This is a genomic window from Sulfitobacter sp. EE-36 (genome assembly GCF_000152605.1).
In the GTDB taxonomy this organism is placed as follows: domain Bacteria; phylum Pseudomonadota; class Alphaproteobacteria; order Rhodobacterales; family Rhodobacteraceae; genus Sulfitobacter; species Sulfitobacter pontiacus.
Genome location: NZ_CH959310.1, coordinates 1,345,865 through 1,358,813, shown reverse-complemented (window position 1 = coordinate 1,358,813; position 12,949 = coordinate 1,345,865). Strand labels below are relative to the sequence as shown.

16 protein-coding genes are annotated in these 12,949 nt (G+C 62.0%); 12 read left to right on the top strand and 4 right to left on the bottom strand.

What is annotated here, in order from left to right:
- Positions 1-59 precede the first annotated feature (59 nt).
- From EE36_RS09165 to EE36_RS09155, 3 genes are read left to right on the top strand one after another with little or no spacing between them, the layout of a single operon-like run.
- Complete coding sequence (locus tag EE36_RS09165) at positions 60-1,232, top strand: serine hydrolase (RefSeq protein ID WP_005851588.1); 1,173 nt, start codon at positions 60-62, stop codon at positions 1,230-1,232.
- Positions 1,229-1,618, top strand: a complete 390-nt coding sequence (locus EE36_RS09160) for a DUF2237 family protein (protein WP_005851586.1) — start codon at positions 1,229-1,231, stop codon at positions 1,616-1,618. Before EE36_RS09165 ends, EE36_RS09160 begins: the two co-directional genes overlap by 4 nt.
- Positions 1,618-2,211: a DUF4893 domain-containing protein gene (locus tag EE36_RS09155; protein ID WP_005851584.1), complete on the top strand. Its 594-nt coding sequence runs from the start codon at positions 1,618-1,620 to the stop codon at positions 2,209-2,211. Before EE36_RS09160 ends, EE36_RS09155 begins: the two co-directional genes overlap by 1 nt.
- Before the next feature lie 73 nt (positions 2,212-2,284).
- Here the strand turns inward: EE36_RS09155 and trpB are convergent, their stop codons facing one another.
- On the bottom strand, positions 2,285-3,511 hold the full coding sequence (gene trpB / locus EE36_RS09150; protein ID WP_005851582.1) for a tryptophan synthase subunit beta: 1,227 nt from the start codon (positions 3,509-3,511) through the stop codon (positions 2,285-2,287).
- 169 nt (positions 3,512-3,680) lie between these two features.
- On the bottom strand, positions 3,681-5,624 hold the full coding sequence (locus EE36_RS09145) for an AsmA family protein (RefSeq protein ID WP_005851578.1): 1,944 nt from the start codon (positions 5,622-5,624) through the stop codon (positions 3,681-3,683).
- A 64-nt stretch (positions 5,625-5,688) separates the two neighbouring features.
- On the opposite strand from EE36_RS09145, the gene rimO reads away from it, so the two are divergent.
- The 3 genes from rimO to EE36_RS09130 all read left to right on the top strand — a co-directional run bounded on the left by rimO (position 5,689) and on the right by EE36_RS09130 (position 8,397).
- The gene (gene rimO, locus EE36_RS09140; protein ID WP_037943285.1) at positions 5,689-7,059 is read left to right on the top strand and encodes a 30S ribosomal protein S12 methylthiotransferase RimO; all 1,371 of its coding nucleotides are present in this window, start codon (positions 5,689-5,691) and stop codon (positions 7,057-7,059) included.
- Positions 7,060-7,233: 174 nt separating this feature from the next.
- Positions 7,234-7,653 carry a hypothetical protein gene (locus EE36_RS17780; protein WP_005851574.1) on the top strand — a complete coding sequence of 140 codons (420 nt, stop codon included), beginning with the start codon at positions 7,234-7,236 and terminating at the stop codon, positions 7,651-7,653.
- A 123-nt stretch (positions 7,654-7,776) separates the two neighbouring features.
- Complete coding sequence (locus EE36_RS09130) at positions 7,777-8,397, top strand: hemolysin III family protein (protein WP_005851572.1); 621 nt, start codon at positions 7,777-7,779, stop codon at positions 8,395-8,397.
- Positions 8,398-8,404: 7 nt separating this feature from the next.
- On the opposite strand, the gene EE36_RS09125 is transcribed toward EE36_RS09130, so the two are convergent.
- Together EE36_RS09125 and EE36_RS09120 are read right to left on the bottom strand one after the other, a co-directional pair.
- Entirely contained in the window at positions 8,405-8,755 is a 351-nt protein-coding gene (locus EE36_RS09125) for a YigZ family protein (protein WP_005851570.1), read from the bottom strand.
- Between the two features lie 9 nt (positions 8,756-8,764).
- Positions 8,765-9,472 (bottom strand): M48 family metallopeptidase, encoded by a 708-nt coding sequence (locus EE36_RS09120; RefSeq protein ID WP_005851568.1) that lies wholly within the window; start codon positions 9,470-9,472, stop codon positions 8,765-8,767.
- Positions 9,473-9,596: 124 nt separating this feature from the next.
- On the opposite strand from EE36_RS09120, the gene EE36_RS09115 reads away from it, so the two are divergent.
- The 6 genes from EE36_RS09115 to EE36_RS09090 all read left to right on the top strand — a co-directional run bounded on the left by EE36_RS09115 (position 9,597) and on the right by EE36_RS09090 (position 12,926).
- Positions 9,597-9,833 carry a hypothetical protein gene (locus tag EE36_RS09115; protein WP_005851566.1) on the top strand — a complete coding sequence of 79 codons (237 nt, stop codon included), beginning with the start codon at positions 9,597-9,599 and terminating at the stop codon, positions 9,831-9,833.
- Between the two features lie 14 nt (positions 9,834-9,847).
- Positions 9,848-10,714 carry a branched-chain amino acid aminotransferase gene (locus EE36_RS09110; RefSeq protein ID WP_005851564.1) on the top strand — a complete coding sequence of 289 codons (867 nt, stop codon included), beginning with the start codon at positions 9,848-9,850 and terminating at the stop codon, positions 10,712-10,714.
- Between the two features lie 32 nt (positions 10,715-10,746).
- Positions 10,747-11,205, top strand: coding sequence for a universal stress protein (locus tag EE36_RS09105; RefSeq protein WP_005851562.1), 459 nt, complete (start codon positions 10,747-10,749; stop codon positions 11,203-11,205).
- A 98-nt stretch (positions 11,206-11,303) separates the two neighbouring features.
- Positions 11,304-11,864, top strand: coding sequence for a NifU family protein (locus tag EE36_RS09100; protein ID WP_005851560.1), 561 nt, complete (start codon positions 11,304-11,306; stop codon positions 11,862-11,864).
- A complete protein-coding gene (gene tsaB / locus EE36_RS09095) occupies positions 11,857-12,513 on the top strand; it encodes a tRNA (adenosine(37)-N6)-threonylcarbamoyltransferase complex dimerization subunit type 1 TsaB (RefSeq protein WP_005851558.1) in 657 nt (218 codons plus the stop codon). Before EE36_RS09100 ends, tsaB begins: the two co-directional genes overlap by 8 nt.
- A gap of 11 nt (positions 12,514-12,524) precedes the next feature.
- Positions 12,525-12,926 (top strand): GNAT family N-acetyltransferase, encoded by a 402-nt coding sequence (locus EE36_RS09090; protein WP_156785529.1) that lies wholly within the window; start codon positions 12,525-12,527, stop codon positions 12,924-12,926.
- The last annotated feature ends 23 nt before the right edge of the window (positions 12,927-12,949 follow it).

Below are 12,949 nucleotides of genomic sequence, written 5' to 3'. Positions count from 1 at the left end.
TTATCTGGCACCACCGCAGCCTTCGTGCTTGGGTATCCCCGCATATCAGGGAGGATTTCATGCGCACATTCGGGAAATGGCTGGGCCGTATTTTACTGGCTCTCGTGGTGGCTGTGGTCGTTGTCGGCCTGTGGAAGCGCGAAGAGATCACGCGGCTGCTGGCGGTGAACTCGCTCTTTGCCGAAGACAAGATCGTGCATAACTTCAGCCACATGGACGAGGCGTTCCTGTCCAAACCCCTGTCGCGCGGCGATGGCCCTACGGCAGAGCTGTCTTATGGACCCGAATACGCCCCCCCTGCCGAGGTCAACGACTGGATCAAAGCGCGGGATGTGACGGCATTGGTTGTGCTGAAAGATGGTCAGATTGTCTATGAGAACTACTTTAAAGGCACCCAGCCCGATGATCTGCGGATCAGCTGGTCTGTCGCCAAAAGCTACCTTTCCGCGCTTGTGGGTATCCTGCTGGACGAAGGGGCCATCGCCTCGATCGACGACCCCGTCACGACCTATGCGCCCAAGCTGAAAGGCACCGCCTATGACGGGGCGACGCTGCGCAACGTGCTTAACATGGCCAGCGGGGTTACCTTTGACGAAGATTACCTCGACCCGGATTCCGACATCAACAAGATGGGCCGCGCCCTCGCCCTTGGCGGAGAGCTGGACGATTTCACCGCAAGCCTGAAAGACACTTTCACCACGCCTGGCAGCCAATGGCAGTATGTGTCGATCGACACCCATGTCATCGGCATGGTCGTTCGGGGGGCAACAGGCCGGTCCGTCACCGATCTTTTGTCGGAAAAGGTCATCACCCCCATGGGTCTGGAGCATGCGCCCTATTACGTGACGGACGGCGCGGGTGTCGCCTTTGTCTTGGGCGGGTTGAACCTGACGACCCGCGATTTCGCCCGCATGGGGCAGATGTTCCTGCAAAACGGTCGCTACAACGGTCAGCAGATTGTACCGGCAGACTGGGTCGCCGCCTCTACCGCGCCATCGGCCCCGACGGCAGAGGGGCAGATCGGCTATGGCTATCAGTGGTGGATTCCCCAAGGCGCGACAGAGGGTGAATTCATGGCCCGCGGTGTGTATGGTCAGTATATCTACATCAACCGCGCTGACGGGGTGGTGATCGCGACCAATGCCGCCGACCGCAAGTTCCGCGAGGCCGGGGTCAGCGATCAGAACATCGCCATCTTCCGCCAGATCAGCGCAGCCTTGGGGGGCACATGACACCTGACGAAAGCATCAATATTCTGGGCGGCCCGCTGGCCGTCTGTGGCAGCGACCCCGTCACGGGCTTTTTCCGCGACGGGTCGTGCAACACCTGTGCCGCCGATCAGGGCAGCCACACGGTCTGCGCGATCATGACGGCCGAGTTTCTGGCCTATTCCAAATATGTCGGCAACGACCTCAGCACACCGCGCCCCGAATTCGGCTTTGCCGGACTGTCGGCGGGCGATCCGTGGTGTCTTTGTGCGGGGCGTTTCTTGCAAGCGGCGGACGAGGGCTGCGCGCCAAAGGTGCATCTTGAGGCAACCCATCAGCGCGCCTTGGATATCGTGCCGCTGAACATCCTGCAGGCCCACGCCTTGCGCCCGAACGGCGGGGCAGACTGATGCTGCGCCTGACTGCTGCCCTGACTACGGCCTTGACCGCAGTGCTCTGCGCCGCCCCAGCCATCGCCCAAGACGCCCTGCGCCCGCAAGAGCAGCTCCGCCTCGACCGGTTCGAGGCCACGGCGGGCGATGCCCTGCTGCAAGCGTTTCAAAGCGGCAGTGCGGATGATTTGGCCGCCCTGTCGCGCGCCTTGTCCGGCACGCCGCAAGTTGCCTTTGACGAGGGGCTGGCCGGCGATTGGTCCTGCCGCACGATGAAACTGGGCGGGCTGCCCGCTCTTGTGGTCTATAGCCCGTTCAAATGCCGCCTGACGTTTCAGGGCAACGGGTATCTGTTTGAAAAGCTCAGCGGGTCGCAGCGCACCACGGGGGTCATCACGCTGCGAGACGGGCGCGCGGTCTATGCTGGCGTCGGCTATGTCGCCGGAGAGGTGCCGCCCGCTTACGACGCCCTGCCACCCGGTTTTGCCGGAGATGGCACCCTGCAACCCGATGTCGCGGTATTCGAACGTGTCAGCAACCAGCGGGCGCGGCTGATGTTTCCAGCGCCGGTGGTCGAAAGCGACTTTGATATCCTAGAGCTGACCCGATAGGGCCAGCATCAAAAGAAAAGGGGGCGATGCGCCGCCCCCTTCGTGATCGTGAGTCCAGATTTTCGTCTGATCCTCAGACCTTCATGTCAAAACCAAGCGCCTTGGCGACGGTGAAAATGTCTTTGTCGCCGCGCCCACACATGTTCATGCAGATGATGTGATCCTTGGGCAGCTCTGGCGCGATCTTCATCACATGCGCCAGCGCGTGGCTGGGTTCGAGCGCGGGAATGATTCCTTCAAGCGCGCAGCTCAGTTGGAACGCCTCAAGCGCCTCTTTATCGGTGATCGACACATATTGCGCGCGGCCAATGTCGTGCAGCCAGGAATGTTCGGGCCCGATCCCGGGGTAATCCAGACCCGCCGAGATAGAGAAGCCTTCGAGGATCTGACCGTCGTCGTCCTGCAACAGATAGGTACGGTTACCGTGGAGCACGCCGGGGCGGCCACCGGTCAATGATGCGCAATGCTCCATCTTTTCGTTCACGCCCTTGCCGCCGGCTTCGACGCCGATGATATTGACGTCTTTGTCATCAAGGAACGGATAGAACAGCCCCATCGCGTTCGACCCGCCACCGATCGCGGCGACCAGCGTGTCGGGCAGACGGCCTTCGGCGGCGTCCATCTGTTCGCGCACTTCCTTGCCAATGATCGCCTGAAAGTCGCGAACCATCGCCGGATAGGGGTGCGGCCCTGCGACCGTGCCGATGCAATAGAATGTGTCGCGCACATTGGTGACCCAATCGCGCAACGCGTCGTTCATCGCGTCTTTCAGCGTCCCACGGCCCGAGGTGACGGGGATCACTTCGGCACCCAGCAGACGCATGCGGAAGACGTTGGGGGCCTGCCGTTCAACATCATGCGCGCCCATATAGACAACGCATTGCAGACCGAACTTGGCACAGACGGTGGCCGTTGCCACACCGTGCTGGCCCGCACCGGTTTCCGCGATGATACGTTTCTTGCCCATGCGACGCGCCAGAATGATCTGGCCCAACACGTTGTTGATCTTATGCGCGCCGGTGTGGTTCAGCTCGTCGCGCTTCATGTAAACCTTGGCACCGCCCAGATGTTCGGTCAGACGCTCTGCGAAATACAGCGGGCTGGGGCGACCGACATAGTGGGTCCACAGGTCGTCCATCTCGGCCCAAAAGCTGTCGTCCGTCTTGGCCTTTTCATATTCCGCTTCCAGTTCGAGGATCAGCGGCATCAGGGTTTCCGACACAAACCGCCCCCCAAAATCGCCAAAGCGGCCATTCTCGTCAGGTCCGGTCATGAAAGAGTTGAAAAGATCATTGTCCATGGAGGTGCTCCTTGCGCTTGGCGACCAGCCTTAACGCCCCCGCCGCGACAGGTAAAGACGGGGCGGGGGCGGCGAAGGGCCCGTACCGCCCCTCGCCCGTAAAACGCCACGGAAAATTGCAGTTTTCCAAACTGAGCTGTTGGAAATACACCGCCCGTGTGGCGCGCCGCTAGTCAAAGAGCTTGAACAGCCCGCGCCGCAGCTCGTCCTCTACCTTTTGTTTCACCGCATCCTCGACCGATTGCCCGTCCTGCCGCGATACGCCCAGTTCCTCCTCCAGCTTTTCGTTCAGCTTTTGGCGGGCCTGTTCCTTTTCCTTGGCAAAGTTCATGTCCAGCGCCGCCTGCAAATCCGGCTTGATCTGCGGTGCGGCCCACGGCCCGAAGATGCGCACCGGAATGGCCAGCCCCCGATCGCCGTTCACCCGCAGTGCCTTGGGCGTGACGGTATAATCAAGCGTCTGCGCCCCCAGCCCCACCTGCCCTGTGCCCGTGGCGGTAAAGTTCGGCAGCTGCATCAGCAGGTCGTCGTTGCGCAGCACGCCTTGATCCATGTCGAATGTCGCGGCAAGGGAATCGAAGACCGTCGTGCCACCCTCGACGTCGAAATTGCCCATCAGCGCATCAAGGTCGATCCCCTCGATATGCCCACGCCCGACATTCACCGCGCCCGATCCGCTAAGCGACCGCATGATCGCGTCCAGCGATGCGCCGGACCCGAGGAAAGATACCTCTGCATCGCCCGTACCGTGGAACCGCCCCAGCCCTGCGGTCTGTTGCAGCAAAGGCTGCATGGCGATGGAGGTCGCGTTCAGCGCCCCGCCCACCGACAGGCCGTTGCGGTTGTTGACCACGAACTCGCCACTGATCACACCGGCATAGGCCCTGATCTCGCGCAGCTCGGCGACCAGACGCGATCGGTCGTTGCGCAGCAATACGCGCGTCGCGCCCAAGCTTAGCGTGCCCAGATCAATGCTATCTGCCCGCAGCGCGACCTCGCCGTTGAAGGCGGAAAGCGCGGAGGCATCAATCGGTGCTTTCGACCACCCTGTCGGGGACGCAGGCGCGGGGGTGCTGGACGCGGGCGCGGTGCCACTGGGGGCGCTGCCTGCAAAGCCGGTCAGGTCCAGCGCACCGACGTTGATCTGCGCGTTCACATCGGGCGTGCCGTTCAGCGTGATATCCGCCGCACCGGTCAGGGCGTTCCCGCCCAGATCGGCCACCACCTCGCGCAAGGCCAAGCGCCGGTCGGGCGTCAGGGTCAGATCAAGGTTGATATCCGCCGTCTTTCCCAAGCCCTGCGGCAATGCGATGTCCCCCACCCCGAGCGCTGCCAGAAAGCGCCCCGTGTCCGACGTCTTGAGCCAGAGATCCCCCGCGACCGCGCCGGCCAGCCCCGCCCTCCCGGTCAGCGAGACGCCGCCGCCTTTGGTGTCCGCACGGGCACGCAGCGGGCGGATGTCCCCGTTCAGGAATTGGTCAAACCGGTTGATCGTCGCCTCGATCGACACGCGATCGGCCGCGGGGCGCAGGGCGGCCTTGATCACCGCATCGCCCGCCCGTTCGGGCCAGTCGAGCGACAGGTCCACACCGTCAAATCGCACCAGATCGCGGCCCTCGGCATCATAGATCAACGTGGCGTCGGTGATATCGAGCCGCTGGATCGTCAGCGGGCGCGGGCTGCGCGCAGGCGCGGTCGGAGCGGTCTCGATGGCTGCCTCGCCGCCGCCGTCGCTGAACTGCCAGCTGGCGCGCCCGTCGCGGCGTTGCTCCAGCCGGATGGTGGGGCTTTGTGCTTCAATGTTGGTGATCTTGATCTCGCCCCGGATCAGCGCCATCGCATCAACCCCGATGGCGGCATTGGCGGCCGAGAGCATCGCCCCATCCTTGGCCCAATCGGCATTCCCGACCTCGAGCCCGCCTGCGGTCACCCCCAGCACCGGCCAGAAGGTCAGCCCCACATCGCCCGTGATCGTGACCTCGCGCCCTGTCAGGTTGCGCAGCTGGTCCGCCGCGATTCGCGCAATACGGTCGGCGGGCAGCAAGAACAGCGACCCCACCGCGACCACCAAAATCAGCAGCAGTATGCCAATTGCCCGAATAATCCACTTCATCGCCCGTCTCCTTGCCTGATGCGGGGCCTTTCCCAGACCCTTTGCATGGCTTATAGCGCAGTTCATGAGCACAAACCCACCAAATCTACGCCCCGATCTTGCGCCAAAGGCCCAGATCAGCAATCCGTCCCGCCCCGGCCAGCCGACCATCGGCATGGTATCGCTGGGCTGCCCCAAGGCGCTGGTCGACAGCGAACGGATTTTGACGCGGCTGCGCGCCGAAGGCTACGGCGTGTCGCCGGACTACGCCGGGGCGGATGCGGTGATTGTAAACACCTGCGGGTTCCTTGATTCCGCCAAGGCCGAAAGCCTTGACGCGATTGGCGAGGCGCTGAACGAAAATGGCAAGGTGATCGTGACCGGCTGCCTCGGGGCCGAGCCGGATTATATCCGCGAACATCACCCGCGTATTCTGGCCGTCACCGGCCCGCACCAATATGAACAGGTGCTGGACGCGGTGCATGGGGCCGTGCCGCCTTCGCCCGATCCGTTTATCGATCTGCTGCCTGCGCAGGCCGTCAGCCTGACGCCGCGCCACTACAGCTATCTGAAGATCTCGGAAGGCTGTAACCACAAGTGCAAGTTCTGCATCATCCCCGACATGCGCGGCCGCCTGCAATCGCGCCCTGCCCATGCGATCCTGCGCGAGGCTGAAAAGCTGGTGCAGAACGGCGTGAACGAACTGCTGGTGATCTCTCAGGATACCTCGGCCTACGGCGTCGATATCAAACATGCCGAAGACCGTGGCCACCGCGCACATATCACCGATCTGGCCCGTGATCTGGGGTCGCTCGGGGCGTGGGTACGGCTGCATTACGTCTACCCCTACCCCCATGTGCGCAACCTGATCCCGCTGATGGCTGAAGGTTTGGTACTGCCCTATCTGGATATTCCTTTCCAGCACGCGCATCCCGACGTGCTGAAACGCATGGCCCGCCCTGCGGCGGCAGCTAAGACGCTGGATGAAATTGCCGCGTGGCGTGACACCTGCCCCGACATCACCCTGCGGTCGACATTCATCGTTGGCTACCCCGGAGAGACAGAGGCAGAGTTCCAGACCCTGCTGGATTGGCTCGACGAGGCGCAGCTGGACCGGGTGGGCTGTTTTCAGTACGAAAACGTTGACGGGGCGCGGTCGAACGCCCTGCCGGATCACGTGCCGGACGAGGTCAAACAGGACCGCTGGAACCGCTTTATGGAGAAGGCGCAAGCCATCTCGGCCGCCAAGCTGGAAGCCAAAGTCGGTCGTCGCATGGATGTGATCATCGACGAGATCGACGACGAGGCCGCCACCTGCCGCACAAAGGCAGACGCGCCAGAGATCGACGGCAATCTGTTCATCGACGAAGGCTTCGAAAACCTGAGCGTGGGCCAGATCGTGACCGTCGAAGTCGAAGAAGCTGGCGAATACGATCTTTGGGGGCGCGTGGTCTAGGCCACCACCCTCCCCCCTTCTCAACCGTGGAACAATCCGAGCGTCCTGGCGTTCCTATTCGCGCAGGCAAGCCCGATTGCAGGCATAGCCCATGTTGTGGAAATCCTTAATCCGCACCCTACATATAGACACATGATGGCGTATCAAAGGTGAAACCCTTGAAAAGCGCACGCGATGTTCTATATATGTTCTAACCAGAACAAGGGGGCCTATACGATGTCCTACCAACCGCAGTTTCCCGGCATGTTCGATCCCGACAACGGGGCCGTACCTGCCCATGCAGAAGATTCAGCCCGCGACGCGCGCGCCGCTTTGCCGCCGACGGAGAAGCAGATGCACTATGCTACCTCGCTTAGCCTCAAGACCGGCGCGCCTGTGCCAAAACGGGCGTTGACCGATCGCGCCGCGCTGTCTGAATGGATCGACGCCCATAAGCCCAAGCCGGTGGATGGGCCGTTTTCGCAGTATCCGTCGTCAAAGCAGGTCGCTTTTGCCGAACGCATCGCCCGCCTTAAGCGCCGCGATATCCCGCAGGAATGTTTCCGCGACAAGACGATGATGTCGCGCTGGATCGACGGCAATAAACCCCGTTGATCCGGACGCGCGCCACGCGTCGGCATAACCTCCTATACGAATGGATAGGTCGAGATACCAAAGCGCCATGCATTAGACGAAATCTGACATGGGAATGTTGCAAACGGGTGCTAGATTTGACCTATGGCTTATCCGCACCCAACCGCTGACACTCTCGCCGATGGCACGATCCACGTGTTGGGTCTGGGATTTGCGATACCGGCAACAATCCTGCTGACAACCTATGCTGCAAGCCAGGGGGAGCAGCTTACACCGACGCTGGTTTATGCGGCCTGCTTCGTTCTGTCGCTTCTGGCGTCGGCGATTTACCACCTTTTGCCGTTTGATCGTACCCGTGCCCTGCTGGGGCGGATTGACCATGCGGCGATCTACTTCAAGATCGCGGGCACCTACACACCGTTTGTTGTGCTCATCGGAACGGGGTTCGCCTATGGCATCCTCGCCGTGGTCTGGGCGCTGGCCATTATCGGCGCGGTCGCCAAACTGTCATTCTGGAGCACGGAGTCCAAAGCGTCGCTGTATCTCTATCTTGGGATGGGGTGGCTGTCTGTGCTGCTGGTCTGGCCGATGTGGCAAAACCTGCCGACCACGGCGCTGACGCTGATTGGCATCGGCGGGTTGATCTATACGCTGGGGACGATCGTCTTTGCACACCCCGGCATGCGCTTTCAGAATGCGATCTGGCACAGCTTTGTGCTTGCTGCCTCTATCTGCTTTTTCGCCGCCATCTCTATCAGCTTGTAAGCCCGTGTCAGGCCGCGTCCAGATAGGCGCGCACGCAGGATTGAACGTGGCGGAACCGGTCGCCGCCCAAATGTTTCCCGCCATACCAGCGCGTGACCACGATCAGGTGATCCTCCAGACCCTCACGCTCTAGCATCCGGATGATCACCATCCCCGCACCGGATTCCCCATCATCGCCTTTCAGCGGGCCGCCGTCTGACAGCAGCACCGCCCAGGTGTTGTGGGTTGCCTTGGCATAGGATTTATCGCGCTTGAGCTCTTTCAGCGCAGCATCCACGGCGGCGCGATCGGACGCGGGGCAGCCTGACACGGCATATTTGGACCCGCGGTCCGTCAGTATCTGGCCAAGCTGCTTCATGCGGTGCCGTTACAGCCCCGCCGCGGTCCGCCGTACGGTATCCAGACGCGATGCATTGGGCGGGTGCGTGCCCAGGAAACGGTCACCGGGGTCAGGAATACGGGTAAAGAATTCGGCCCCCCGCAGCGGGTTATACCCTGCGCGTGCGGTGATGATGGTGCCCAAGGCGTCGGCCTCAAGCTCGAAGTCTTTGGAATAGGTCCGCGCGCCCACCTGCGCCCCAAGGCGCTGTGCCGATTCGACCGCGGTGGCATCGCCCCCGCTCAGCGTGGCGAGACCGGCAAAGATCACCGCGCCGGCGACCGCGTTCTGCTGTTGGCGTGCGATATGCCCTTCGATGTGGTGGGCAGCCTCGTGCCCCATGACAAAGGCAAGCTCGTCCTCGTTACGCGCATCCGCGATCAGGGCGAGCGTGAAGGCGATGACCGGACGCCCGGCCTTGTCCTCGGTCTGGTAGGCGTTGGCGGGCTGGCCGGGACGGTCATCGACCACGATATTGAAATCGCAATTCACCTGCGAGGTCCGCACGCGACATTCGCGTTCGGCGACAGGTTCGACCGTTTGCAACACGCGGATAAAGCTGCGGGCGGATTCATTGGCGGAAAAACTAGCGGGTTGCCCTTGCTCGGGTTGGGTGGAGACAGGCCCCGACATCGTCGTCGGTTCGCAGGCAGCCATAAATGCCGCAGCGGCCAGAGCAAGACAGTATCTCAACATCACGTAACGCATCCTCAAAAGGGCAACGAATAGATCTGGCACCGTTTTAACGCGGCGGCGCGGATTTGAACAGACGGCGCAGTGCTGCTCTTGCATTGGACCACCGAAAGAATACTGTGCCTTCATGTTTACGATTGAACACGAATTCGATGCCAGTGTGATCACTCTGATCGACGAAGGCAAAGCACCCTTGCGTGAAGATGTGACGGTGCAGGCCTTTGCCAGCGTTATCACATTCGAGCAATGGGACCCGCGCACCAACTCTGTCTGCAAGATCAGCCTCTCGCCCGAACAGCTGCACGATCTGACAGCCGCGCTGAACCTGCCCGAGGGCATCTACCGCACCGCGCCCAAGCGGTAACCAAAGGACACGCAATGGCCACTGGCACACATATCAAGACATTTTACGAAGGCAGTTGGCACGAGGGTGACATCTCTGTCATCAAGGCCGCGGACCACGGTGCGTGGCTGGGCACGACCGTATTCGACGGCGCGCGGCTGTTCGACGGTCTTAGCCCCGATTTGGAGGCGCATTGCGCGCGGATCAACCGGTCGGCCAAGGCGCTGATGATCACCCCCACGGTCGAGACCGCCGATATGGTCGAGATGGTACGCGAGGGTCTGAAAAGCTACCCCAAGGACGCCGCCGTCTATATCCGCCCGATGTATTGGGCGCTGGCGGGCGACGAGCTGGGGATCGTGCCATTAAAGGACGCGACCGGCTTTGCCATCAGCCTAGAACAGATCCCTATGGCGGCACCCGATGCGGCCACGACGCTGACACGGACCCGTTTCCGGCGTCCCGTGCTTGAAGACAACGTCGTCAACGCCAAAGCGGGCTGCCTTTATCCCAACAACGCCCGCATGATGGTTGAAGCCCGCGCCAAGGGCTTTGGCAACGCGCTGGTCGCCGACGCCATGGGCAATGTCGCCGAATCGGCTTCTGCCAATGTGTTCATGGTCAAGGATGGCGAGGTGTTCACCCCGATCCCCAATGGCACGTTTCTGGCCGGTATCACCCGCGCGCGGCATATGTCGAACATGCGCGCCGACGGGATCAAGGTGCACGAGACCGTACTAAGCTTTGATGACTTCCATGCCGCGGACGAGGTCTTTTTGTCCGGCAACATGATGAAGGTCACGCCGGTCAAAGCGTTTGACGACACGCAGTACCAGATCGGCCCCATGACCCGCCGCGTGCGCGAGATGTATTGGGATTGGGCGGCCTCTGACCGTGGCTGACCCCGCCCCCCGCCGTTCAACAGGAGGATGCTATGCGTAAATTTATGGTTGTGCTGGATGACAGCCGCGAATGCCTGAACGCCATGCGATTTGCCGCGATGCGGGCGTCCAACTCTGGCGGCGGGGTGGTGGTGCTGTCGGTCATCCCGCCTGACGAATTCAATCACTGGATCGGTGTGGCCGAGGTCATGCGCGAGGAAGCCCGCGAAAGGATCGAGGTGCATTTCGAGGTCTTCGCCAAATGGATGCGCGACCGGCTGAACGTGGAGCCCGCGCTAGTTATTCGCGAAGGTGTGATCGTGGACGAGATCATCAACCAGCTGGCCGACGACCCCGAAGTCGGCGTGCTGGTGCTTGGCGCGGGCACCGACAAGAAATCTGGCCCCGGCCCCTTGGTGACCCAGCTTTCCCGCAACGCAGGCTCGCTGCCGGTGCCGATCACCATCGTTCCCGGTGACATGAGCAAAGAACGGCTCGAGATGATCACCTGAGGCGGCACCGCAGGCCGTCGCAAACTTAGAATCGTTCCAAACCTTGACTTGCGCGCGTTCAGGTCGCATATCTGCATCAACCCTTTCAGGAGCATGTGATGTTTATTCAGACCGAATCCACGCCCAACCCCGCAACGTTGAAATTCCTGCCCGGTCAGACCGTGCTAGAGATGGGCACCGCCGATTTCCCCGCCCCCGAAGCCGCCAGCGCCTCGCCTTTGGCCACGCGTCTGTTCGCTGTCGAAGGCGTGACCGGCGTGTTCTTCGGCACCGATTTCGTGACCATCACCAAGGCTGACGGGATCGAATGGGACCACCTGAAACCCGCCCTGCTTGGCGCGATTATGGAGCATTTTCAATCCGGCCAGCCGGTGATGGAAACCGGCCATGACCACGCGTCGGGCCATGCGGAGCATACCGGCGAAGACGGTGCGATCGTCGGCCAGATCAAGGAATTGCTGGACAGCCGCGTGCGCCCTGCCGTGGCACAGGACGGCGGCGACATCACCTTCCACGGGTTCGAGCGCGGCGTTGTCTATCTGCACATGCAAGGGGCCTGCGCGGGCTGCCCATCGTCCACATTGACGTTGAAAATGGGCATCGAGAACCTGCTGCGCCACTACATCCCCGAAGTAACCGAGGTACGCCCGGTTGCCTAAGACGCCTCTTCTCCTGGCGTTTGATACATCGGCCGCACATTGTGCGGCCGCTTTGCTGTCGGGCGACCAGATCATCGCCAGCGTCGAGGAACCGATGAACAAGGGTCAGGGCGAACGGCTGCTTGGCCTATGTGCCGAGGTGCTGGCCAGCGCAGATGTGGCCTATAGCGATCTGACAGCGATTGGCGTCGGCATCGGGCCGGGGAACTTCACCGGGATCCGCATCGCGGTCTCGGCCGCGCGCGGGCTCGCGCTTGGCCTTGGGGTGCCCGCGATAGGGGTTTCACATCTTCAAGCGCTGGCCTTCGGGCATGATGGCGTTGTCATCAGCAGCATCGATGCGCGGCAGGAGAAGCTGTTCGTGCAGGTGTTCGGCACGATGGATGACCGCGACCCTGTGATGTGTGGGCTGGATGATCTGCCTTCAGTGCCCTCGCGCGCTGATCCCGTCTGTGTGGGTCATCAGGCCTATATGATCGCAGCACTTTGTAACGGCACCGCCTTGCCCCCTCGTATGCCCGTGGCAGAGGCAACGGCACGCATTGCCGCCACGAAGTTTGGCACCCGGATCCCGCGCCCTGCCCCGCTGTATCTGCGCCCCGCCGATGCCGCCCCGGCCCGCGACACACCGCCCGCGATCTTTTCATGACGCCGCAGGATATGGCGCGGATTCACGCCGCCGCTTTTGTGCAAGACCGTGCGTGGACGGCGCAAGAGATCGCCGATCTGCTGGCCTCCCCCTTTGTGACGTATCTGGCGGAACCGCAGGGCTTTGCCCTGACCCGCCTCATCGCGGGAGAGGCAGAGCTGCTGACCCTCGCCGTTGATCCCGCAGCCCAACGTCAGGGTATTGGCCGCCGCTTGCTGCACCGCTGGATGGACGGGCTTGAAGCGCAGGCCGACACCGCCTTTCTAGAGGTCGCCGCCGACAATACCGCTGCTATCGCGCTTTACACATCCGCAGGGTTTCACCAGACGGCCACACGTCGCGGGTATTATCAGCGTAAAGATGCGCCATCCGTTGATGCATTGATCCTTTCGCGTCAGTTTACGCACGGTTAATAGGCAATATCATCCCCAAGCGC

Excerpts from the sequence above, each read along its gene's own strand:
- EE36_RS09165 (WP_005851588.1), top strand. The coding sequence starts at position 60 with ATGCGCACATTCGGGAAATGGCTGGGCCGTATTTTACTGGCTCTCGTG.
- EE36_RS09160 (WP_005851586.1), top strand. The coding sequence starts at position 1,229 with ATGACACCTGACGAAAGCATCAATATTCTGGGCGGCCCGCTGGCCGTC.
- EE36_RS09155 (WP_005851584.1), top strand. The coding sequence starts at position 1,618 with ATGCTGCGCCTGACTGCTGCCCTGACTACGGCCTTGACCGCAGTGCTC.
- trpB (WP_005851582.1), bottom strand. The coding sequence starts at position 3,511 with ATGGACAATGATCTTTTCAACTCTTTCATGACCGGACCTGACGAGAAT.
- EE36_RS09145 (WP_005851578.1), bottom strand. The coding sequence starts at position 5,624 with ATGAAGTGGATTATTCGGGCAATTGGCATACTGCTGCTGATTTTGGTG.
- rimO (WP_037943285.1), top strand. The coding sequence starts at position 5,689 with ATGAGCACAAACCCACCAAATCTACGCCCCGATCTTGCGCCAAAGGCC.
- EE36_RS17780 (WP_005851574.1), top strand. The coding sequence starts at position 7,234 with ATGTTCTATATATGTTCTAACCAGAACAAGGGGGCCTATACGATGTCC.
- EE36_RS09130 (WP_005851572.1), top strand. The coding sequence starts at position 7,777 with ATGGCTTATCCGCACCCAACCGCTGACACTCTCGCCGATGGCACGATC.
- EE36_RS09125 (WP_005851570.1), bottom strand. The coding sequence starts at position 8,755 with ATGAAGCAGCTTGGCCAGATACTGACGGACCGCGGGTCCAAATATGCC.
- EE36_RS09120 (WP_005851568.1), bottom strand. The coding sequence starts at position 9,472 with ATGTTGAGATACTGTCTTGCTCTGGCCGCTGCGGCATTTATGGCTGCC.
- EE36_RS09115 (WP_005851566.1), top strand. The coding sequence starts at position 9,597 with ATGTTTACGATTGAACACGAATTCGATGCCAGTGTGATCACTCTGATC.
- EE36_RS09110 (WP_005851564.1), top strand. The coding sequence starts at position 9,848 with ATGGCCACTGGCACACATATCAAGACATTTTACGAAGGCAGTTGGCAC.
- EE36_RS09105 (WP_005851562.1), top strand. The coding sequence starts at position 10,747 with ATGCGTAAATTTATGGTTGTGCTGGATGACAGCCGCGAATGCCTGAAC.
- EE36_RS09100 (WP_005851560.1), top strand. The coding sequence starts at position 11,304 with ATGTTTATTCAGACCGAATCCACGCCCAACCCCGCAACGTTGAAATTC.
- EE36_RS09090 (WP_156785529.1), top strand. The coding sequence starts at position 12,525 with ATGGCGCGGATTCACGCCGCCGCTTTTGTGCAAGACCGTGCGTGGACG.